The sequence below is a fragment of the Roseivirga sp. UBA838 genome (assembly GCF_002296035.1).
Classification (GTDB): domain Bacteria; phylum Bacteroidota; class Bacteroidia; order Cytophagales; family Cyclobacteriaceae; genus Roseivirga; species Roseivirga thermotolerans.
Window position 1 is genome coordinate 61,485 of record NZ_DBHC01000030.1, and the last position, 24,638, is coordinate 86,122.

A 24,638-nucleotide genomic window follows, 5' to 3' on the forward strand; every position below is an offset into this window, starting at 1 on the left:
TTGCTGTGAGCTTAATTCAGTGCAAACGCCTATAATTCAATCACTTTTTCGACCTTTATATCTATGATTTTTAAACCATGAAACAACAAGCCAAAAGCATCCGCCCGTTTATAGGAGCCAAAGACTATGAAGCATCGAGGAGTTTTTACCGGGCTTTTGGTTTTCAGGAAATAGAGCTTTCGCACGATATGTGCGTGTATAAGCTTAAAAACAATGTGGCCTTCTATCTTCAGAAATATTTTGTAAAGGATTGGGTAGAAAATACCATGCTGTTTCTGGAAGTAGACAACATAGAGGCATTTAGAGCTGAACTGTTGACTTTGAATTTAGAGCATAAGTACCCTACAGTGCGTATATCAGAAATTAAAAATGAAGCATGGGGCCGAGAGTTTTTCGTACACGATCCAAGCACTGTACTCTGGCACATTGGCGAGTTTACCCAATAACCACGCTAACCTAATGATATGAAAAAGACAGTAAGCATTCTACCTATAATCTTCTCCCTTCTGGGGGTCTTTCATACCTCCGAAACATGGAACAATTCCGGTGCCGCCCGGCCTACCTCTCACCACACCGACTACAGGCAGGAAATGCGGAATTTTGTAAAGAATCTTAGCGTCTATGCCAAGCAACAAAATGCCGACTTTCTAATAATTCCTCAAAACGGACAGGAACTGGCCACATCTTCCGGAGATGCCAGTGGGGTGCCCTACCTGGACTACCTGAATGCCATAGACGCTACCGGACGCGAAGATTTATTTTATGGCTACAGCAAAGACAATAAGCCCACTCCGTCTGCCGACCAACAGTTCATGCTCAATCTGTGTCTGCTCTTTGAAAAAAACGGTGTAGAAGTACTCACTACAGACTATTGCCACTCCAAGTCTAAAGTAAACAAGTCTTATAGGCAGAATAAGCGCAATGACTTTATCTCTTTTGCAGCCCACAGGAGAAACTTAGATGAAATACCGTCATACCCCTCTTGTGTCTTTAATGAAAACAGCAGGGATATCCTTCGTATTTCAGAAGCTAAAAACTTCCTCTACTTGCTCAATTATTCAAATTTTCGGACAAAAACAGCCCTCATAGAAGCACTCGCCAAAACCAACTACGACTTACTTATTCTGGATCTCTTTTTCCACGACAAGCCACTAAGCTCCAGTGACCTTGAGAAGCTAAAGACCAAGGCCAATGGGGGAAAACGACTTGTTGTCTCTTATATGAGCATAGGTGAAGCCGAAGACTACAGATATTATTGGCAAAGTGAATGGCAGGTTGGTAGTCCGGCATGGATTAAGGCCGAAAACCCCGATTGGGAGGGCAATTATAAGGTGAATTATTGGGATAAAGGCTGGCAGCAGATTATTTATGGAAATGACAGCTCCTACTTAAAGAAAATTATTGATGCTGGTTTTGACGGAGCTTATCTGGATATAATAGACGCTTTCGAATACTTCGAAAATCATCATTGAGCACCCATTGTTTGGTAGTTCAATTCAAGCTATATTTTCATCCAACTCCACAGCAAGTCGGGAAATCAAATCCGGGACAACTGAGAGCCACTTTTTGATTTCAGAAACCATGATACACCCAAACACAGAGCTGAAGTTTATCAGCAAAGAAATAGGCTACGGAGTTGTGGCCACAGATTTCATCCCGGCAGGCACCATTACCTGGGCACTCGATAAGCTTGACCGTGAATTCAGCCCGTCTGAATTTCAGCAAATGGAGCCTATCTATCAGCAAATACTCGATACCTATACCTATAGAAACAACAAAGGCAATTTTGTGCTCTGCTGGGACAATGGAAGGTTTGTAAACCACAGCTTCAACTCCAACTGTCTTTCTACGGCCTACGACTTTGAAATTGCCATTAGAGACATTCAACCGGGAGAACAACTGACCGATGACTACGGCTATCTGAATATTCCTTACCCCTTTAGAGCCTCTGATGAGGGCACCAAACGCAAAGTGGTTTACCCTGACGATCTGGTTAAATACTACAAGGTTTGGGACGGCAAAGTAAAAAAGGTGTTCGATCGTATCCCCCGGGTTGAGCAACCACTTCGCGAACTCATTCCAAATGATATCTGGGAGAAAGTGTTGTCCATTATAGAGGGTCGGTCAGAAATGGACTCTATTCTAAAAAACTACTACGATGGTCAACGCGATAATGGCCATAGTTAATCCGGTAGTTTACATTCTGTCTAATCAACCACATTCCACACATGCCTAATCATAAAAGCAGATTATGCTTGCGGTACGACCTGTGAATCAGCCACTAACAGCCATAGCCTCTGCCAATAATATTTGGAATCCCCCATCAATTTGAGTTTATTCAATTACGCTATGGCGTGCGTGATTATAAGTTGACGATGGTACTAACAATCTGCTGAACTCCATTGCCACTACAAATCCTTCCATAAACCTTAACCATATGAACACCATCAATACCTTAGAAATAATTGAGCGAATTGGCTACCTGCTCCTATCCTGGCCTGTAGTAATTGCTTTTATACTCATTGTTTATCGAAAAACCATTTCGAGAGTTATAGAGAGCTTTACCGACCAAGATGTGGTCAAAGCCAAAGTTGGCCCAATAGAATTGGAGCGAAAGCTGGAGTCAATTGTTGAAAAAGGCGATGGGGCCCTTCATCGGCTCAATCAAATCAATAACCTTATGGCAAAGTCCAGGCATGTATAGTTAGAAATTATTGTGGGAGCCTATTAAAACATTCTTCCCTCTGAACAGATTAATCGACTGAAAGAGCAGATTGCCGAATTCGAAAAACTTAATAGAAGCCACCCACAAGAGTAACTTTTCAAGGGTTGTTCTCCATGCCGGTGATGAAGCTGTCTTAAAAGCTTCAAAGGCCGTCATTCTGAACTTGTCCATTAAATAGATTGGAAAATCTTAGAAGGCTCTAACGATGAAATTAACTCCTAAAGGGTCTAGTTCTATGATTCTCCATTTCAACAATCCCCCAACTACCCCGTCACCAATAACTATTGACCATTTCACCAATTACTGATTCTCATTCCACACACCACCTTGTACTATTTTCAGGCGCATAACACTGAAGTCATATTAAAACCCTACCTTTGCCGCTCGATTTGAAAAGCTGTTATGCAAAGCATTAGAAATATTGCCATTATTGCTCACGTAGACCATGGCAAGACTACCCTGGTAGACAAAATTATTCACGCCTCTAAACTATTCAGAGAAAATCAGGAATCTGGTGAATTGATTCTGGACAACAACGATCTGGAGCGTGAAAGAGGGATTACCATTCTTTCCAAAAACGTATCGGTGACCTACAAAGGGGTTAAGATTAACATTATAGACACTCCCGGTCACGCAGACTTTGGCGGAGAAGTAGAACGTGTTCTTAAAATGGCCGATGGTGTATTGCTGTTGGTGGATGCCTTCGAAGGCCCAATGCCACAAACACGCTTTGTGCTTAGCAAAGCCCTGGGCCTGGGACTAACTCCAATAGTTGTAGTAAACAAGGTAGACAAAGAAAACTGCCGACCAGACGAGGTTCACGAACAGGTTTTCGACCTAATGTTTAATCTTGATGCTACAGAAGAACAGCTCAATTTCGAAACCGTTTATGGTTCTTCCAAGCAAGGCTGGATGAGCACCGACTGGAAGCAACCTACTGAAGACATTACTCCACTGCTTGATAAAATTCTCGAGGTAATTCCGGAAGCCCCAAGCCCGGAAGGTACTCCTCAGTTTCAGGTTACCTCTCTCGATTACTCCTCTTATGTGGGCCGAATAGCCATTGGAAGGGTGTATCAGGGCAAGCTGGAAGAAGGCAAATCTATGGGACTAACCAAGGCCGATGGTTCAATTCAGCGAGTTCGGATTAAAGAACTTCAGGTTTTTGAAGGTCTTGGCCGAGTAAAAGTTACGGAGGTTAAAGCAGGCGACCTCTGCGCCATAGTTGGACTGGAAAACTTTGAAATTGGTGATACGCTCACCGACTTTGACAATCCGGAACCACTTCCGCGTATTTCTATTGACGAGCCTACAATGAACATGCTCTTCACCATTAACAACTCTCCGGGCTTTGGTTCAGAAGGTAAGTTTGTTACATCCAGACACCTAAGAGACCGTCTGATGAAAGAAACGGAGAAAAACTTGGCTCTAAAAGTTCAACCTACCGACTCTGAGGACAAGTTTTTGGTGTATGGTCGTGGAATTCTCCACCTGTCTGTGCTTATAGAAACCATGAGACGAGAAGGTTATGAGCTCATGGTGGGTCAGCCTCAGGTAATTCTCAAAGAAATAGATGGCAAGAAGTGCGAACCTATTGAAACGCTGGTAGTAGATGTGCCTTCTGAAGTAGCCGGTAAAGTAATAGAACTGGCGACACAACGTAAAGGAGAGCTCAAGATTATGGAGCCTAAAGGCGACCAGCAACACCTTGAGTTCGAAATTCCTTCGAGAGGGTTGATTGGCTTAAGAAATAACGTATTGACCGCCACGGGTGGAGAAGCTGTTATGAACCATCGCTTTAAAGATTACCAGCCATACAAAGGCGAAATCAAAGGCAGAATAAACGGCTCGCTTATCTCTATGGAAAACGGACCGGGCACGGCCTATTCGTTCGACAAACTACAAGACCGAGGCGTTTTCTTTGTGGCTCCTGGCGAAGACCTCTATACAGGACAGGTTATTGGAGAACACACGCGTGAGAACGATCTGGTAGTGAACGTTCAAAAAGGAAAAAAGCTAACCAACATGCGTGCTGCCGGTTCTGACGACAACTCCAAAATTGCGCCTCCAAAGAGATTCTCCTTAGAAGAAGCTATGGAGTACATTCAAAAAGACGAATACCTGGAAATTACTCCCAAGAACATTCGTATGAGAAAGATTTATCTGGATGAAAATACTCGGAACAGAATGGCAAAAACCGAGGCGTAAAACAAACAGACCTTATTAATTTGAAAAATGAGACGATTTCTATGGGTCAGGTAGTCAGTACTACTTACCATAGAAACCGTCTCTTTTCATTTACTCATCTCTCAGTACATCTGCAGGATTCTCTCTGGATACTCTCAATGATTGAGCAATAGTGACCAGCCAACTCAAAGCAAGAAACCCTAAAAAGGCTCCTATAAAAGTCAAAGGGCTCAAGCTTATTCTGTATTTAAATTCCTGCAGCCAGTCTTGCATGGCGTAATAGGCTATTGGAGAGGCTATGATAAAAGCTATTAGTACAAGAACAGAATATTCCTTATTGAGCATAAGAATAAGCCTTTGGACTGAGGCTCCTAAAACTTTTCTAATGCTGACTTCTTTTCTGCGCTGTTCGAGGCTATATATAGTCAATGCAACCAACCCAAGAAGGGAAATAATCAATGCGATTGTAGAAAAAAGCTGGAATAGTTTAAACTGACCCTCTTCTTTCTTGTAGAACTCGGCAATCTCATCGTCTAGAAAGCTAAATTCAAAAGGCCTTCCAAAAAATGATTCATATCGATCTCCCAACCCCGCCAGAGTGGCTGAAAGGTTATTCATATCTACCTTAACAAGAATGTTATGTACCCCCCAATCATTCAAGTAGTAGATAGATATGGGCTCAATCACGTCTTTTAAGGATTTCATGTGGAAATCTTCAACAATAGCAACCACCTTTTTTCCCACCTTATCATTCCATCCATAGATGCGTTTGTCTTCTGGATTATCAAGCGCTCCTATGCTTTCCGCCATAGATTTATTGATAATCACTTGTCCTTCCTTGAATTCTTCAATGGCCTTATCGTGTTCTTCCCAATAAACCTCCATCTCCATCACATCTATAAAAGAAGCATCTCCAATTATGGCGTCTCCTCCAAGTCCGTTGGCATCCTCTCCTTGAACATTCGGTGCATCCATAGCCGATATGTATGCGTATCCACCTGGCTTAAACCCACCTAAACTTGCTTTTTGAACTCCGGGTATCTTCAAAAATTCTTGCTGCAAAGGAAAATATGACTGTGTAGAATCACTATCTAACGTGACGCTAATAAGCGCTTCGGGAGCAAACCCAAGATCTTTTTGTTTCAGATAATCCATTTGGCCGATCATAATGGATAGACAACAAATCAGGATAGCCGTAACGGTAAATTGGAAAAGCACTAAAACCTTTCTGAAACTTGTATTTTGCTTACTACCGCTAGATGATGACTTAATAATGGCGAGAGGCTTTACCTTCATTATTTGAATAGCCGGGTACAAGCCAGACAATAAGCCAATAAGTCCCCCTGAGACAATAACCCATAGAAAAAACGTTGAGCCAAAGTATTGAAGGGTTACATCTTTATTGAGTAGCGAATTGAATTGTGGCAGTAACCTTTCCGTAATAGCAAATGCCAAAACAAAAGAAAACACAACCACCACAATTGACTCAGCAAACTGATAGATCATCAACTGGAACTTCCCTGCTCCAATCACTTTTCGAAGCCCTATCTCCTTAGCCTTTTTAGCAGCCTGCGCAGTGACAAGGTTGATGTAGTTAATAATGGCCAATAGAAGTACCACTACAGCTATACCCCCAAACAACTGTAGATAACGAATGTCATTTTTCTCGAAAAATGTGACGACATAATCAGCATAAAGCCTTTGATCTGTGATTGGGGACAATCCATAAACCTGATCCTTAGTCATTACGGTATAAGGAGTCTTGTTTTTTGCGGCATCTATTTTATCCAGCACATTATCTAGTGACACATCTGGTTGTAACTTGAGATAGGTGATAACATTTCTTAAACCAGAGGTCTGCTCGAAATTATTCTTAAATATTCCTTCCTGATAAGTGACCAACTCAAACTGAATGGTGCTATTAGATGGCGGATCTTTTGCCAAACCGGTAATGGTATATACCTCTTTTCCTTTTTCAATGAGCAGTTCTTCTCCTATCGGACTTTTTTCTCCGAACAACCTTTTGCTTAAGGTTTCGGTAATAACAGCACTACCTGAAGTAGATAATACTGATGAAGGCACGCCATCAATAAGATCGAATGAGAAAAACTCAAAAAAGTTACTATCTGTTGATAGCTTACCTTTGAAGTTCAACTCCTTCCCCCCACCTGAAGCTAAAGTAGCCTCGTTCCTAACACTTACTCGAGAGAAGCTATTTAGACCAACAACATCATCTTTAAAAAACTGAACGTAATCGCTTGCAATTACTCCTCTCCATTCTCTATCCCTATACTTAGATGTTACTCTGTAAATGTTCTCTTTATCCCGATGGAATTGGTCAAAGCTGAGTTCATGCTTTATGTACAGGCCAATCATCAAAAATGCGGTTAAGCCAACAGTTAAACCTAGAACATTGACCAAGGAAAAGACCTTCTCCTTACGAAGTCTTCTAAATACAAGAATGAGGTTATTTTTTATCATGATATGGTTTATTCGTTTCGTAAGGTTTTTACCGGGTTAAGGCGACCCGCTTTGAGGGATTGAAAGGCAATGGTGAGAAATGCTATACCAAAGGAAAGCAAAGCGGCAACAACAAACCCCCAAACGCCCAACTCTATGCGATTGGCGTAACCGTTGAGCCAGAGGTTAACTGCATAAACAGACACAGGAATTGCCACCACAAAGGCCAGGACTATGAGTCGGGTAAAGTCAAAACCAAAGTTCCTGACTATATCCGCAACACTCGCTCCGAGTACTTTTCTTATACCAAACTCATGAGCCCGCTGATCGGCCATAAAAGCAGCCAAACCAAACAGCCCAAGGCAACTAATGAAAATGGCCAGAATAGTAAACACCAACACTGCATCGGCATTCTGCTTTTCCTTGTTTAAAATCTCGGTAAAATTCTGATCGAGGTACTTATATTCGAATGGACCTGCCATAAGCCCTTCCCACACTTTCTGCACAGAAGCTACAGTAGCTGCCACGTTTTGCGAGTTCAGCTTAATGGCCAGTTGACCGGGACTGGACTGATCATAGATCATAATGGCCGGCCCTATTTGCTCACGGTAATTGTCTACTATAAAATCTTCTACCACCCCTATTACTCGCCAGTAGTTACCAAACACCTGACCAACGGGATCCCCTTCCAGGCCCACAGCTTCTAAACCTGCCCTATTAAGCACTACCAGAGAATCGCTTACCGATTGGCCCGGAGAAAACCACTTGCCTTGCAAAAGCTGTAGCCCCAGCGTTTCGGCATAATACGGATCGACCTGAAAGGCATTGAATGCCACGGATTTTTCGGGCCCCAACATGGTAGACATTATATTGGCAGACCTATCGGCCGGCAGACGGCTGTTAAAACTAGCTTGCTCAACTCCGGGAACTGTCAATAATTCATTTCTAAGAGCCTCTAAATTGACTGTAGCGTCAAACGAATGCGAAATCACCAGAACCTGCTCTTTATCGAAACCAACATCGACTGACTTTAAGTATTGCAACTGGCTATACACAAAGTATGAACTAATAATGAGTGTAGAAGATATAGTAAACTGCAACACTACCAGACCGTTTCTTAAGGTTCGTGCATTGCCCAGGTTCAATACTTGCCCAAGCTTCATTCCTTTGAGCAACGGAATCATTTTAACGGACGACAGATAGAAAGCCGGATAAATGCCAGCCAAAAAACCTACCACCAATACCCCCAGCAAAATGTAAACACCGAGCATTGGATAACTCAGTATGGAAAGACCAATCACCTCTCCTAATTTCTGATTGAGCAGGGTGATAAACAGTTCAGATAAGCCTGCCCCTATAAGGGCCGCAAACAAAGTAATAAGCGTAGACTCGGTAAGAAACTGAAACACCAAATGGCCTCTTCGGGTACCCAACACCTTCCTGAGTCCAATCTCTTTGGTGCGTAGAGATGAACGAGCCGTGGTTAAATTCATAAAATTGATGATAGCAATAACCAGAATAAAAACTCCAATAATGGAAAGGGTTACCCGTGTCTGTTTGTCTCCATTGGCTCCTATCTCAAACTTCTCATTGCTACCCAAATAGATGTCTCGTATTGGTTTGGCGAAGAATTGAATTTTATTGGCCGAAGACAGCCATTCCTCTGCACTCAGCTCGCTATTGTTAACCACCGGATAAACATAGGTCTTAGAAATTTCATCGAGCTGCTTATTAAGGAGTTGCGGCTTCAATGGCTCCGTAGTTTTTATGTAAATGTATCCACCAATGCCCCACCAACGCTTGTCAGTATATTCCGGATTGTACAGGTTACTGGAAATAAAGTCGAACTTAAGGTGTGTTTCGAACACCTGATCGGCCAAAACACCGGTTACCATAAGCTCTTTACCCATGTACTCAAATGTTTTGCCCATCACATCTTCCGTGGCAAACAGCCTGCGGGCAAAGTCTTTTGTCAGCACCGCTTTATTAGGACCGTCAATAGCCCGGGCTACATCTCCTTGCTGCAAGGAAAAATCAAATACCTCAAACAACCCATCCGTGGCTTTCAGCACTTTAGGCATTTTTATGATTTTTTCACCATTTATAGCTTTGCCTTCACTGCCCTGATCGACAGACAGTCTTACATAGCTTTCTATTTCAGGAATCTCATTGAGTTTATACTGCAGATTACTGGTAGACCAGGCCGTCCTGCCCATACCCAAAAACTCCTCTTCCAGCCTATAAATTCTATCATAATCTGTAAACCCTTTCTCATAGGTATTTTCCTGATAGAGGTAAGTGACTATGACTAAAAAGCACCCCAGGCCAACACTTAAGCCCACAATATTTAAGGTGGAAAGCAGTGGGTTTTTCCTTAAGGCCCGGAAAGAAGTTTTCAGGTAGTGCGCTATCATTATTCGTCTCTTAAGGATTGAACAGGATTGGTAGTAGCTGCTCTTAAGGAGCGATAACCCGTAGTAACCATAGCTATAACCACAGAAGTAACCAGGCTCACCACAAAAATGAGTGGGCCAATACTAATGCTATATTCATAGTTCTGAAGCCAGTTATTCATGAACCAATAAGCAAATGGTGTTGCCACCAAAAAGGCCAACCCTACGAGCACAACAAACTCCAGCGAAAAGCGCCCCACTATGTGTTGCACCGAAGCTCCCAGCACCTTTCGAATACCAATCTCTTTGGCCTTTTGATTGGCCATGAATGAGACCAGGCCATAGAGTCCAAGACAGCCAATGAAAATGGCTATGAAAGCAAATACCGTAAGCATCTGAGACATTTTGCGCTCAAACTCATAATACTCTACAATATGCTGGTCTACATACCTGTAGTTAAACTCATACTCCTCATTTATCTGGTACCAAATATTTTTGAGCGAATTCACCACATCACTGGCATTGGCAGCCGTAACCCTTACCCCCAGGTTTCTGTAGTTTCTCCTGTCGTTGAACATGGCCACGGGTTCTATTGCACTATCGAGCCTACCCGTGTGATAGTCCTTAACCACACCAACTATGGGGGCACGCTTATCCCATATCTCTATGGTTTTAAAGATGGCCTCTTCCGGCTCCAGTCCTACCTCCTTGAGAAAGGTTTCATTAACCACAAATTGGTTTACCGTGTCGCTATCGTTCAGCCACTTTCCGGCCAGCAGTTTAAGACCATAGGTTTCTAAGTAGCGATCATCGGCCATTTTCACATGAGTAGTAAACCGGTCTACTGCGCTATCGTTGGCATAGACATAAACATCTGTGGCTGAAACAGAGCCTGAAAACGGAGGGGTGAAGTTGAACGAGTGCGATTTAACCCCCGGAATGTTCTGAATTTCCGAATCCCAAAGGTCCAAAGCCTGTTTATCCTTACGGGCAAGTCCTATGTTCAATATCCACTCCTTGTCATAGCCCATATCTACAGACATGAAAAAGTTGATTTGCATTAAGGCCACTACCGTACCGAAGATGAGCAGCTGACAAATAAGAAACTGAAAGAACACCAGAAACCTTCTAAAAAAAAGCCCTCCCTTATTATGACTCATAGAACCTTTTAAGGCCAAAATGGGGCGAGTACCCGAAAGCACTAAGGCCGGATACAAACCTGCCAACAGAGAAACCGTAAGCAAGGTAGCCAGCAAATAGCCGAGTATAATAGGCTCCTTAATAGGATTGAAAGGCACTTCTATTCCAATGAAATCTTCAATTACCAAAGGCAAAAGCCTTTCGGTAATAGCCGTAGAGAGTAAAAGGGCCAGTAGCGTAATGGCAAAAGTTTCTCCTAAAAACCGAAGCACCAGAGATTTGCGGCTCCCTCCAAGCACTTTGCGAACACCCACTTCCTTGCCCCTCTTTACCGACATGGCTGTAGACATATTAATGAAGTTCACACAGGCAGTTACGATAAGAAAGGCACCAATAATCACATAGGCAATGAGCATAGACTTAGGTGCCGTGCGCTGGCTAAAGGTGTTGAAGCGCTCATCGAAATGATAATCTTTGAGTGAGGAAAGCACAAAAGTGCGGGTCTCGCGAGTTTCTTTGTTCCAGTGCTTTTCGGTAAAGTCCGGAAACTGAGCTTCGATCTGCTCCGGACTCACATGGTCTTCCAATAGCACAAAGGCTACATTATCGCTCGAAATACTCCCCCAGCGATTGAACTCGTTGGGGTTTCTCCGCTTTTTGGTTTCCATGGAAATGAAGATGCCAAACGGAAAGTCTGAATTGGCCGGTGCATCTTCCAAAACTGCTACAACCTTTAAGTCCGTAGACTTATCGAGCCGAATGGTTTGACCAACGGCCGACTGCCCCGGAAAATATTTATCGGCCAGCTTTTTAGTAAGCGCTACCACATTGGGCTGCTCCAGTGTGTTACCACCAACGGTTCCTTCCAAAGTAGGCCAGGTAAACACATCAAAAAAGTTAGGTTCCACATAAACCAACTCAGGGTCTTCCTCATAATGAGAAACATCTCCGTTGGCCCTGTTTACTGATATAAGCCCATAGCGTTCGTGAGAAATAAGCGTGACTTCCTTTATTCCAACAATCTCTTCTTTTACTGAAGCAGGCATAACCAGCGGAATTCCTCCACCAGTATATTCTCTCCCATTTTCAATATCAATATGCCCAATACGATAGATATGGTCCAGATTGGCATGGTAACGATTAAAACTTACTTCCTGCTTAACAATGAGAAACATAATGAGGGAGCAGGTTATTCCCAGAGTGAGCCCAAAAATGTTAATGAGCGTAAAGACCTTGTTCCTGACAAAGTTTCTAAAAAGCGTTTTTAAGTAATTTTTAAGCATGATGTTGTTTTTGAGTTTTATTCCGTTCTAAGTGCTTTTACAGGATTAGACATGACTACTCCCAGCGAACGGGCCACCACAACCGCAAGAATGGTTACAAGAGCAATGGCCCCTACCCAAATAAATGGAAGTATACTTATGGGAATGTGATAGGCAAACTCGGCCATCCAGCTTTTCACCACAAAATAGGAAAGCGGAATAGCCGTAAGAAAAGCCAGCACAATAAGCCGAAGCATTTCTTTGCTGAGCATAGCCAGAATTTGCTGAGCCGAAGCCCCTAATACTTTGCGAATACCAATCTCTTTAACCCGTTGATCGAGAGTGTAACTAATAAGCCCTATTAATCCGAGAACAGCCACAAAAACAGCCAAAGCCGTGAATAAATTAATGACCTGCCCTAGTTGTTTCTCTTTGTGGAAAAGCTCATCGAACGATTGTTCAAACAGCTGATAATCGAACGGTTCGGAAGTAAACTGGCTATATACCTGCTCAGCCACAGTGGCTGCCTCCTGCAAGGTGCCTTCAAACTTCACCGAAACCAAAGAGGGATACGGCCTTCCAAAAAAGGCCACAGGGCCTATAGCCTTGCGAAAACCTTCATAATGAAAGTCTTTAATCACTCCCACAATCTCCACATCCTTTCCATTAAAATTGGCATCGAACTTTCGGCCAAGTACGTGCCCTCCCAGATTCTTGGCCAGTGTTTCATTCACCAGCATAGAAGTTCGGTCTCCGTCTAGCTCCTCATCAAAAAACCTACCTTCTACCAACTCAAAACCCATTAGGCTCGCATAAGCCGCATCGGTATACTTGTATTGAATTCGCTGGTATTCAGCGTTTTCAACTCCATTTTCAATCATACCTGAAAGAGGCAGATTGGTAAGTTGGTAATGGCTAAAGCCTACACCACTAATACCCGGTTTGGCCAATAACTCTGAACGAAAAGTTTCTACATTCTCCCCAATTTGAAACTTGGTGTTATCTATTAAAAGCACATTGGCTTTATCGAAACCAATATCTTTTTTGAGACTGAAATGAAGCTGTTGAGAAACAAAAACAGAGAAAATAGCCAGCGAAAGACTTACCACAAACTGAAAAACAACCAGCCCATTTCTGAAAGCCCTATTCCCCGAACCTGCCGTATAGTCTCCTTTTAACACCGCAGAGGGCTTAAAAGCAGTTAAATAAAAAGCCGGATAAACACCGGCAAGCAAACCGGTGAGCAACGCTACTGCAAGCATAACTAATACCAGCCCGGAGTATTCAAATACGTTGGTATCGAACTGAGAGAAACCGGCATTTCTGAGCAACTTTAGCGACCCTTCGGCCAAACCAAAGCCCAAAAGTACGGCCACCAGCGCAACCACGGCCGACTCGGTTATGAAACGAGCAACCAGCTGATTCTTTACCGAACCAAGTACCTTGCGAACACCAATCTCCTTGGCTCTCTTCGATGCCTGGGCGGTAGCCAGATTCACATAGTTAATGGCCGCCAAAACGATAATAAAAACGGCAATGCACATAAACACAAAGAGGTATTTGGCATTGCCCGGCTCCGAAGCCTCAAACTGAACATTGGACTGTAGGTGGACATCGGCCAGGGGCATCACCACCAAACCCGATGAATAACCGGATGTAAACTCTTCAATAGATTTTCCACTACCATGTCTCTGATAATCCAAAGGCAACATTACCTCCTCAACAGCCGCCAATAAATCATTGGAGGCTATTGGCATAGCAAGTTTCATGTAGCTATACCCGGTGGTAAACGAAAAATTACCTTTTACCCTGTCTTCAAACTCGCGGGGTAGCCGGCCCAATGCTGAAAAAGTAAGTGTGGTATTGGAGGGCAGATCGGCAATAACTCCGGTCACTTCAAAGTCATCGGCCGAAATTTGTGAATTAACCCGAACTTTTTCACCAATCGGGTTGTCCCGGCCGTAGAGTTTTTGAGCCATAGAAGCAGTAAGTATAAGCCCATTGGGCTTGGCAAGCGCTGTTTCAGCATTGCCCAAAATAAACTGATGGCTAAATACCCGGCTGTAGCCTTCCGTAGTATAGAAGTAGTCTTTGACCGCCAGACTTTTTCCGGAAGTTGTGGTTAAACTGGCCGAAGGGTTTGGCATTATGTTTACCACCTCCTCTACCGCAGCAATATTACTCTTCAACTGATTGAGAATGGCTATAGAAGAAAGAGCAAAACGCTCGGCACTGAGTCGGTAAATCTTTTCATGGCCCGCATAGTGCTTGTCGTAAGTAAACTCACTTTTTACATATACCGCAATGAGCGTAGCTGCGGCAAAGCCAATGGCCAGCCCCATTATATTAATAGAAGCATAGCCTTTGTTGCGCTTTAAATTTCTGAATATGGAAAGAAGGTGGTTCTTAAACATACTATTCGCTTCTTAGGGAGTCTACAGGGTTGGAAGTTGCCGCTTTGAACGAGCGCAAAGCGGTGGTTACAGCCCCTATGAGTAAGGTAAAGCCTATGGCTACAGCAAACACCCATAGAGACAATTCAATCCTATACTCAAACCCGCTTAACCAGTCGTTCATCAGGTAAAACCCAATAGGCGCAGCCAGTATAAAAGCTATACCAATGAGTATGAGCATTTCTTTGGAAAACATGTTCAGAATTTGCCCCACTGAAGCACCAAGCACTTTTCTGATTCCAATTTCCTTGGTCTTTTGATTGGCCATGAACGAAACCAAGCCATATAAGCCCAAACAACCTATAAATATGGCCAGACCGGAAAATATCTGGAAGAGTCTTAGCACATTGGCCTCGTCTTCATAATTCTGCATAATCTGATCAGAAAGAAGGGAGTAATCGAAAATAATATCAGGAAACTGAGCCGTCCAGGCACTTTCCAGCTTAGCGATCAGGCCAGACATCTCATTGTCAGATCCTTCAAACCGCAGCGCACCTTCATAGTAATAGCCGGGGTATTTCACCATTATAATGGGGTCTACTTTATTTCTTAGGTTCTTATTGTGGAAGTCTTTGAACACTCCTACTACCCGTTTGCTGCCACCAAAGCCCGAACGGATGGTTTCGCCAATGGCGTCTTGGGGATTCTCCAGTCCCATAAGCTTTAGCGCTTGCTCGGAAATCAAGGCTTCAGCAAGAGCCGTATCGTATTCGCTAATGTCGGTTCCTGCCAACAGCTCAATGTCGTATAGTTCCAGATAGTTTTCGTCTATTACCTTAAAAGCGGCATCGAATTCACCGGTAGTTTCTAGTGGAGCATAGCCAAAAGTAGAGCCTATGTTGTTGTCGGAAAGCGGGCTGGCAAAGGAAAAACTTACTTTTTCTACTCCCGGAAAAGTCATCAGCTCATTTTCAATCAAGTCCAGTTTTTCAGCCTCGTTTGATGGTAGTGGAAAAGTAACGATAGAAGACTTTCTAAAACCCAAATCCTTCTTTTCGAAGAACTTCATTTGAGAAATGACTACCAACGTGCATATAACAAGTACCTGCGAAATAAGAAATTGAACAACTACCAGCCCTCTGCGGGTATTGGCATTACCTGCCAAAGACGACTGCCCCTTGCTGCGAAGCACAGCCACCGGCTTTAAGCCTGAGAGGATGAAAGAAGGGTACAAACCAGCCATTAGAGTTACTCCAACCACAATGGCAACAGACACCATTAAAAGCGGAGTATCATTAAGCAGGTCTAAAGACAAATTGTACCTGGCCAAATCTTCCATGTTGGTCATTACCAATTCTGCAACTCCCATAGAAAACAACATGGCCAGAATGGTGATGAGAAAAGTCTCCCCTAAAAACTGAAGTACCAGTTGGTTTCTTACGCCTCCCAAAACCTTGCGAATACCCACCTCTTTAGACCGCTTTACCGCCAAAGCCGTGGAAAGATTTACAAAGTTGATACAAGCGGTAAGAATCAGGAAAATACCGATAGCAATGGGGCCGGTTAAGAAGTCTTTGGACTTGGCAATATTGCCATAGGTGTTATACTCGGGCTGAAAGTGCATATCGGCCAGAGCTTGAAGTTGAAAAATAGTTTCATTCTCGCCTTCCGGCATATACTTTTCGGCCATTTCGGGTAAAACTGAGCGAATCTGATCGCCTGTTACGTTCTCATTGGCCAGAAAATACACATGAGCATTGGATGAAGTGGAAGTCCACGAGTCGGGCTGATAGAAGTCGAAAATAGCCTCAACAGACTCGTATTCGATCATTAGCTTAAATGGTAAGGAAGCATTTTTGGGAGGGTCGGATACCACGCCCGAAATAAAGAAGGTAAGCTCGTTATTCAGCTTCATCTCCTTACCCAACACCCGGTCGTAGCCACCATCGGTTACTCCAAAGTACTTTTCGGCCAACGACTCAGAAATCACTGCCGAATTAGGTTTGGAAAGTGCCGTTTCCGAATCTCCTACCCTCCATTCGTAATCAAAGAGTTTAAAAAAGTCAGCATCTACAAAGGCAATTCCATCGCGTTGTTCAAAGTGCGACCAATCGCCTGTTACATTCTGCACACTCAACTGATTTTCACCAATATAGAAGGTCCGAACAGGAATGCCCAGATCAGGATAATCGTTCTTAAAGGCTTCGGCAAAAGGGTTTTGCATTCCTCCCTCCAGCTCTACCGAATTGGGACTCACCACCTTTTTAGTAAAGCGGTACAACCTGTCATAATGAGTCAGATAAGTATCAAAACTCTTTTCGAACAGAACTATTTTAAAAAGCACCAAAGCGGCACTTATGCCAAGGGCAAGCCCAAAAACATTAATAATGGTGAACGACCTGTTTCTTGACAAGTTTCTGAGTGCAGTAATGAAGTAGTTTTTTAACATAGTAGACCTTTGATGCCGCTAGCAAGCCAAAAGCAGTGCCAAACTCATTAACAACTGAATATCAATAAGTTAAAAATAATTTTCATAAACATAGACTTCTATTCCGTTTGTTTTCAATACATTTAGGTGTTTGTTTTTGATACAGTTTTATGGCGAAAATTGAGGCTAAAATACTGGTGGTAGATGACGATATAGACGTGCTCAACACCGCACGTATGTATTTAAAACAGCAGTTTACCCTGGTGCAAATTGAGAATAATCCGGAACTCATTCCTCTGCATTTCGAAAGGGAATCGTTCGATGTAGTTCTGTTAGATATGAATTTTAAGAAGGGCGAAAACGATGGTTCAGATGGTCTGCGCTGGCTCAACAAAATACTCGATCTGGACCCTAACGCCATTGTTATACTGGTAACGGCCTATGGCGAATTCGACCTAGCCGTAAAAGCTATTAAAGCAGGCGGTACCGATTTTATTACCAAACCCTGGAAAAACGAAAAACTCTACGCTACCATTACCTCAGCCTTACAACTAAGGCACAGCAAACTGGAAGTAGACCGGCTCAAAAACACCACCAAAAGCATTGCCCACGATGTAGACCAAAAATACGCCAATTTTTTGGGCAACTCTGCCCCCATGCAACGTGTGTTTTCGCTCATCGAAAAAGTGGGACCAACTGACGCCAATGTGCTTATTTTGGGGGAAAACGGAACCGGCAAAGAGCTGGCCGCCCGCGCCCTGCACAAAAAGTCAGACCGATCCGATCAGGTGTTTATAAAGGTAGACCTTGGCTCAATTAGCGAAACACTCTTTGAATCGGAACTTTTCGGGCATGTGAAAGGAGCTTTTACCGATGCCAAAGAAGATAAGCCCGGCCGTTTTGAACTGGCCCAGGGCGGCACTCTCTTTCTCGATGAAATAGGCAACCTCTCACTCCCCTTGCAAGCCAAGTTGCTCTCAGTACTACAACAACGCAAAGTGAGCCGCGTAGGCTCCGGCAAAGAAATACCGGTAGACATTCGCCTGGTTTGCGCCACCAACATGCCACTATATGAAATGGTAGAAAAAGGCGAATTCAGACAAGACTTACTCTACCGCATCAATACCGTAGAACTAAAGATGCCTCCACTGGCCGAGCGGCCCGATGACATAGACCTGCTCGTAGAGCATTTTCTCAATGTTTTTGGCAAAAAATACAAGAAAGCCAATATGCGCATTGATGCCGGCACCATGAACAAACTCAAAAAACATCACTGGCCCGGTAATATCAGAGAGCTGGAACATGCAGTTGAAAGAGCCATTATTCTGGCCGATGGTAACAAACTTGGACCCAATGACTTTATGCTGGGCAACAGTAAGGCGACACAAAAAAGTCAGGAAGAAGAAAACCTCAACCTTACCGAAAATGAAAAAAGACTGATATTGAAAGCCTTGGATAAGCACAATGGCAATGTAACCCGCGCGGCTAAAGAGTTGGGCTTAGACAGGCTGGCTCTATACAGAAGAATGCAAAAGTACGGCCTTTAGGCCGGAGATTAGGGAGTGGTTATCAGACAACCGTAAGTAATAATCAGCAGTCTCCGATAACGAATAACCAACCCACTAACAACAAAACTATGGTATCGAAAAGATTTGCTCTACTGGTAGTTATTCGCATAGTGCTGCTTATGCTCACTATGACAGCCCTGGCTTTTATTTTTGCGCGCACCGAGCTATTCTTCAATCAGCTTATCCTTTTGGGCATTATCATTATTCAGGTTTCCGAACTCATTCGCTTTATTACCTACACCAACCGCGAAATTGCCAAACTCTTAATGGCTATTCGCTATTCCGACTTCTCTATATCGTTCAAGGGCAAAAAACACGGCAAGTCGTTTCAGGAGTTGCAAGACGCCTTCGTGGAAATCATTGACGCCTTCAAAAAGGTGAGTGTAGAGAAAGAGGCCCAATTCAAGTTTCTCAAAGTAATTGTAGATAATATAAAAGTGGGTGTATTGGCGGTTAAGGAAGACCATGGCATAGAGCTTATGAACAAAGCAGCACAAGACCTGCTCAAAATAGCCACCCCCAATTACTGGAAGCAACTCCAGCAACTCCAACCTGCCTTTACCGCAGAGCTCGACACTATGGAAGACAACGAGCGAAGACTAATAGAACTCTCCATAAAAGGAGAGAAACAACAAGTATCCGTTCAAATCAACCGGTTGAAAATTCTGAACTATCGTTATACCATTGTCACTTTTCAGGACATTAAAAGTGAGATTGAGCAGAAGGAAATTGAGGCCTGGCACAAACTCATTCGAATTCTCACCCATGAAATTATGAATTCCGTAACGCCTGTTACTTCCCTCTCAGAAACCATGCTGATGATGCTGGAAGAAAAAGGCCAGCCCAAGCCGCTCGAAGACCTTAGCGAAGAAACCCTGGAAGACCTTCGGTTTTCGCTCAAAACCATCCAAAAACGTAGTGAAGGGCTACTTCATTTTGTAGAAGATTACCGCAAGCTTACGCGCATAAAAGCTCTACAGCTGGAAGAAGTAAACGTAAATGAATTATTGGTAGAAAACGCCAATCTTCTGAGTAAAGAGTTTGAAAAAGCCGGGGTAGAGTTGAGAGTCAAGTCTGAGGCTCACCTCAAAATATCTATGGACCGAAAGCTGGTCGATCAGGTGTTGATTAATCTACTCACCAATGCGCGCCATGCCACTGAAAAGAAAAAAAATGGTCTGGTACAAATAAGTGCCTACTCCAATGCCAATCAGTCCGTCATTGAAATACAAGACAACGGCATAGGCATTGACGAAACTAAAATGGATCAGATTTTTATTCCGTTTTTCTCCACTAAAGAAAATGGTTCCGGCATTGGACTTAGCCTCTCCAAGCAGATTATGAAAAAACACAAAGGCGACTTAACAGCTAAATCACAACCGGGCCTGGGAGCAACTTTTAGTTTGATTTTTAGGAGCTGAAACGAAAAGCACCAAGGCATAACATTCTAGAAAATTTTCCACGGTACGGAATCATATACCTATATTGATTGACCAGCCACGCTGCAAAACCAAACCCGATGGGAAGGTTATTTTAGAGAATCAAAACAGAACATTATGATCATTGACGTACATACCCACATCAACAATTACCACGAAGACCGCGTCACCTCAATTGACCAAAGCCTAAATCTCCTCTCTCAAACCATGGAAGAAAACAAGGTCGACTATGCGCTGGTGCTCTCCTCTTATAAAGTCAATGAGCACAGGCCAAGCACCACCCAAGTAGTAGAAGCCATTGCCGACAGAAAAAACCTGGGAGTGGTAGCGGGTATCAGTTTTCTGCACTACGACTATAAAGATGTACGAATTATCAGTGATTACCTGGAAAAAGGCCTCATTAAAGGCCTCAAGTTCTACCCCGGCTACGAACCCTTTTATCCCAACGATAGCCGACTGCAAATTTGGTATGAAATGGCCATTGAGTTCGATGTACCCGTAATGTTTCACTCGGGCGACACCTATGCCCCCAGAGGAAAGGTGAAGTACTCCCACCCTATTCACCACGATGATCTGGCCGTTGATTACCCGGAACTAAAAATTGTAATCTGCCATGTAGGCAACCCGTGGATTAAGGATTGTATGGAGGTCGTTTACAAAAACGATAATGTTTATGCTGACATTTCCGGCCTGGTGCTGGGCGATTTCAACGAAAAATTTGAACGCTATATGAAAAATGAAATAGAGGAAATGATCACCTATGCCGGCAATCCTAAATATTTACTTTATGGTACGGACTGGCCCATTTCCAACATGAACTCCTACCTCAAATTCATGGATCAGCTCGATTTGCCTGAAGAAAAGAAGGAGTTGATTCTTTGGAAAAACGCTGCCGAACTATTTAAGATAGATGTAACCACACTTTAAACTAGGTCGGCAATATGGTAGCTCCTGAAAACCAATCCATAGTTCAAGGGGCACAAAAGCTTACGTTAGGCAGCTAAGTTGCCTTGTAATTATCCATCAAAAACCCTTACTTTATTATTCAAGACTCTTCAAACCCGCCTGCCCTTAGACCACATTCGGGTCAAAGGTGCTTCTAATTCTTTTTTCATTTTAGTTAAACAACATGAAGAAGCTAATTGCCTCAGCCCTCTTACTTTCACTCTGTCTAATGCTCCCTGCCCAGGATTGCACGCAAGACCCCAATGCGCAAAAGGCCAAAAACAATATTGGCAAACCGGGTAGCAGCCCTGTATGCGCCAATGCAGCACAATTCTTTGCCTACCTCTGTGCCTGTAAAAACAAGCCGAGAACGGCCGAGCAGGCAAGAATGTTAAAAGCTACTCTGGAACAAATTAAATCGAGCTACGACAGTTATGGCTCTCCCTGTGCCGGTCTTAGCTTACCTTCAGTACCCAATTGCCTGGTAGGCTCAGCCAATGGATCTGCAGAAGATAACAGCTCCCCTTTTATTGAAGCCAATTATCTGGAAGTAATGCAGTATGGAGCCGAACTTGACCAACTCACAGAAGAATTCTCCAATAGGCTCCAACGTATCAACGGTTTGGTAAGCACCAACGACCCGACCCTATCACTGATGGATTTCAATCGGAAAATGAAAGACCTTGAATACGTGCAACAAGACATTGCGGCAGCCAAAACCAAGTTGATAACCGATGGTTTGCAGAGCCTTGGCGATGCCATTCAGAATAATAATCAAACAGGCTTTTATAAAGGCATAGGGGCATTCGCCAACCTGCTTGAGATGAAACAAGCAAAGAAAGAAGCCGCGGCCAGAAAAGCTCAGCTGCAACAGCAACAGCGCTCGCAAATGAGCCAGATTTATTGGGATGCCTACCATAAGATAGTATCGAAAACCAACGATTTTCTCACGCTGGCCGCCTATGCCGAAGACCCTGCCATGGAAGCCTATTATCTCGCCATGGTAGATAACCTGAACTGTTATCAGGAGTCTTTACGGTCGAACTGGAACCCTAATACGACCGACTGGCTAAACAACAACTGCCCCTTGCCCACAAAGCCACCAGCCGGAATATCCAACAACCTGATATCCGAAGAAAAGAAGGCTATTCAAATTGCCCAGCGTAAAAACGATTACTTCGAAAATGCCATCCACGGGCAAGACATGGGTATGGAAATTAGAATAGACCCACCCAAATACGTAGATACCCGAACAGGCATGCCTTTGGGAACCCCAACCATAAAAATTGTCAATGTAACTCCGGGAGGACTAGCCTATCAACAAGGCTTTAAACCCGGCACAAACTGGACAGAAATCATTACCAGTTCAACGGGTATTGACCTTAGTCGCGAGGAAATGATTCAATACTACCAGAGCCAGCTTCAAAAACAAAAAGATTTGAAAACCAATGTTTTAAATCTTATCGAATCCATTAGGAATCCTGATAAGAACGGTATCAAGTACAGAAAAACATTGAAGAGAACCGATGAAGCCGCTTATGAAAAGCAGATTGCAAGCGACAGCTCTCTGGTGCAAATGAACATCAGCAATCTTACGCAAATTCAAAGCCTCATTGATCAATATCAGGGATATGTAAACCAGTTAAAATCTTCGGAAGACATATCAGATTTTCCGGCCAAGGTTTTCGCCTTAGGATATGCCACAATGGACGAGGCCGAACTTTTGGTTTCCTACCTTAAAAGAAACTTCAGGGAAATCTGGAATGTGACAGGCCCCCGGGTGTTTAAACAGTCAGCAATCGATTTTGCATCCAAGGCAGCAACTTTAAACCCAAGTGCAGAAAATTACCTGCGCATGGCCAAGTACCTGGAAGATGAGAACGAAATAATTGCACTTAACTACCTCTTAGAAGCATTCCGAAAAGATTCCTCGCTACAAACCAGCGAAGAGGACTTTCGGTTAAGACTCACTCAAAAAATACAAAGCAGTATACGAAGCCATATAAGCGTTCTCAAATTTATAGGCTATGGTTCTACAGAAGAACAAATTGAAGAGGCTAAGAGTACGCTAACCAGCTTTGTTTCAAGCGGTTTCCATAAAACAATAAAGTTAAATAAAATAGACTGGACCACCGGAAATAGCGAATCCCTGGACGTATTGCATTATGCCATTGCCACCAACAACCCTGCAGGCATGCAAGTACTCTTAAATGCTTATGTAGAAGGTTTAGATGATTTTTCCAAAAACCGAATGATCCAAAAAACAGTACTGGTCAGTGCACAGGAAAACAGCGATAAGTGTATGGAAAAGCTTCTAGAGCTCGGTATTTCAACGAACTTTGAACTTGACGGACAATCGCCTCGCAGTGTAGCTGAAAAACATGGCAGTTCAAAAATCCTTGAGATTTTAGGGAGTTAATGGGTTTCTGTGCCTACTCCAAGGCCTTTTCCAATAACCGTTTCGAGACTCTAAAAGTATGCAGTTTGCAGCAGAAATAACAGATTGGCACCCATTTGACCTGAGTTCGGTTCGCTCCACAGACCAACCGCCCTTCTTTAGGAAGAAGACCATACAGCCCCCCACATCTAAAGCTAATTGAGCTATTTGCAAAGGGGGCTGCGATACAATACTTTAGTAAATATTTGAAAAGCCTTACTTACGCACGATGGCTAGCCCCCGTAGCACATACACCTAAATGTATTGAATATGAAAAACAAACTAAATACCCAGCAATTAGCTGTAGAGTTCATATCTGTGGTTTTTGCCGTAATTCTAGCCCTTGTATTAAATAGCTGGCGAGAATCGTCAGCTTTAAATGCCAATCTGCAAAAGGTAAAAGAGTCTATTTTTCAAGAGGTAAAGAGTAATGATGCACTCCTCAGAAAATCCCTCGACTATCGCAAAGAGCTTTTGCAAAAACTATACTCAAACCAGAATCTACTACTGGCAGTTGCAAGTGCCGATTTGGATTTTGATGTAAACGACAACACCAAACTGGCCAACTTCTTTAAACGCTCTTTAATATTTGGACAGAAAGAGTACCGCGAAAATATAATGGTGATGCAAGAGGACGATTCGCGGGTGCTAATATTTGGTGAAAGTGTTTTTGATCTAAAACTAGAACAAGACACCTTAAAGCTTATGGGTGTTGGAAACATTCAACTCAAGCTACCAAACATAAACAACAGGTCGTGGGATTTAGCCCAAGCCACCGGCACCGTAGTAAGAATGAACGTTACTTTGGTTGAAAAGCTAGGCGTAGTCAACTCACTGATTGAAACCTACTTAAAAACCAGCGAAAGTGCCGTAGAAATGGTCTACAATGGAAAACAGAAAGGTCTCATATCGGTTTTGGAAGATTTAAAAAGCCTGGAAGAAAAAATCATTGAAGCTAATGCATCATTACTTGAAGAACTGCAATAAAAGGCGAGAGCTTCACCATTTTTAGAAAAACAAAACACCGGTTGTTTTAGACCCCATGTATGCCTATGCAATACCACCCGGCTACATTATTCTCCCGATTTGGTTAGAACAACCACTTAAATTAACCTGAGTTCGATGTAAGTAAGTATTAAAATCTCCCCTCTTAGGACGTCATTGCGGAATTTTCCTCTGAAAACTTCACATACGTAAAGGAAAATATCCGCAATCTCATTTAGGCTCTGTTGAGATACCGGGAAAACAGCCCTTTTTGAGA

At 43.2% G+C, this 24,638-nt stretch carries 15 protein-coding genes; 10 read left to right on the forward strand and 5 right to left on the reverse strand.

Features of this window, described 5'->3' with window-relative positions; genetic code table 11:
• Nucleotides 1-77: 77 nt before the first annotated feature.
• The 5 genes from B3O12_RS10235 to typA all read left to right on the forward strand — a co-directional run bounded on the left by B3O12_RS10235 (nt 78) and on the right by typA (nt 4,933).
• On the forward strand, nt 78-446 hold the full coding sequence (locus tag B3O12_RS10235; protein ID WP_286756229.1) for a glyoxalase: 369 nt from the start codon (nt 78-80) through the stop codon (nt 444-446).
• 18 nt (nt 447-464) lie between these two features.
• Complete coding sequence (locus B3O12_RS10240) at nt 465-1,472, forward strand: endo alpha-1,4 polygalactosaminidase (protein ID WP_286756230.1); 1,008 nt, start codon at nt 465-467, stop codon at nt 1,470-1,472.
• Nucleotides 1,473-1,581: 109 nt separating this feature from the next.
• Complete coding sequence (locus B3O12_RS10245) at nt 1,582-2,187, forward strand: SET domain-containing protein (RefSeq protein ID WP_286746648.1); 606 nt, start codon at nt 1,582-1,584, stop codon at nt 2,185-2,187.
• Between the two features lie 250 nt (nt 2,188-2,437).
• Nucleotides 2,438-2,704, forward strand: coding sequence for a hypothetical protein (locus B3O12_RS10250; RefSeq protein WP_286756231.1), 267 nt, complete (start codon nt 2,438-2,440; stop codon nt 2,702-2,704).
• Nucleotides 2,705-3,127: 423 nt separating this feature from the next.
• The gene (gene typA, locus B3O12_RS10255) at nt 3,128-4,933 is read left to right on the forward strand and encodes a translational GTPase TypA (RefSeq protein ID WP_189630916.1); all 1,806 of its coding nucleotides are present in this window, start codon (nt 3,128-3,130) and stop codon (nt 4,931-4,933) included.
• Between the two features lie 90 nt (nt 4,934-5,023).
• On the opposite strand, the gene B3O12_RS10260 is transcribed toward typA, so the two are convergent.
• From B3O12_RS10260 to B3O12_RS10280, 5 genes are read right to left on the reverse strand one after another with little or no spacing between them, the layout of a single operon-like run.
• Nucleotides 5,024-7,393, reverse strand: coding sequence for an ABC transporter permease (locus tag B3O12_RS10260; RefSeq protein ID WP_286756232.1), 2,370 nt, complete (start codon nt 7,391-7,393; stop codon nt 5,024-5,026).
• Nucleotides 7,394-7,401: 8 nt separating this feature from the next.
• Nucleotides 7,402-9,786, reverse strand: coding sequence for an ABC transporter permease (locus B3O12_RS10265; protein WP_286756233.1), 2,385 nt, complete (start codon nt 9,784-9,786; stop codon nt 7,402-7,404).
• Complete coding sequence (locus tag B3O12_RS10270) at nt 9,786-12,188, reverse strand: ABC transporter permease (protein ID WP_286756235.1); 2,403 nt, start codon at nt 12,186-12,188, stop codon at nt 9,786-9,788. The genes B3O12_RS10265 and B3O12_RS10270 overlap by 1 nt, the downstream gene beginning before the upstream one ends.
• A gap of 17 nt (nt 12,189-12,205) precedes the next feature.
• Nucleotides 12,206-14,581 (reverse strand): ABC transporter permease, encoded by a 2,376-nt coding sequence (locus tag B3O12_RS10275; protein WP_286756236.1) that lies wholly within the window; start codon nt 14,579-14,581, stop codon nt 12,206-12,208.
• Between the two features lies 1 nt (nt 14,582).
• A complete protein-coding gene (locus B3O12_RS10280) occupies nt 14,583-17,009 on the reverse strand; it encodes an ABC transporter permease (RefSeq protein WP_286756237.1) in 2,427 nt (808 codons plus the stop codon).
• Between the two features lie 149 nt (nt 17,010-17,158).
• Between B3O12_RS10280 and B3O12_RS10285 the strand changes: the two genes are divergently transcribed.
• The 5 genes from B3O12_RS10285 (at nt 17,159) to B3O12_RS10305 (ending at nt 24,364) form a co-directional block, all read left to right on the forward strand.
• Nucleotides 17,159-18,535 carry a sigma-54-dependent transcriptional regulator gene (locus tag B3O12_RS10285; protein ID WP_286745182.1) on the forward strand — a complete coding sequence of 459 codons (1,377 nt, stop codon included), beginning with the start codon at nt 17,159-17,161 and terminating at the stop codon, nt 18,533-18,535.
• A gap of 89 nt (nt 18,536-18,624) precedes the next feature.
• Nucleotides 18,625-19,977: a sensor histidine kinase gene (locus tag B3O12_RS10290; protein WP_189630908.1), complete on the forward strand. Its 1,353-nt coding sequence runs from the start codon at nt 18,625-18,627 to the stop codon at nt 19,975-19,977.
• A gap of 135 nt (nt 19,978-20,112) precedes the next feature.
• A complete protein-coding gene (locus B3O12_RS10295) occupies nt 20,113-20,922 on the forward strand; it encodes an amidohydrolase family protein (protein WP_286745185.1) in 810 nt (269 codons plus the stop codon).
• Nucleotides 20,923-21,124: 202 nt separating this feature from the next.
• Nucleotides 21,125-23,359 (forward strand): hypothetical protein, encoded by a 2,235-nt coding sequence (locus tag B3O12_RS10300; RefSeq protein ID WP_286756238.1) that lies wholly within the window; start codon nt 21,125-21,127, stop codon nt 23,357-23,359.
• A 288-nt stretch (nt 23,360-23,647) separates the two neighbouring features.
• Nucleotides 23,648-24,364, forward strand: coding sequence for a hypothetical protein (locus tag B3O12_RS10305; protein ID WP_189630905.1), 717 nt, complete (start codon nt 23,648-23,650; stop codon nt 24,362-24,364).
• Nucleotides 24,365-24,638: the final 274 nt, after the last annotated feature.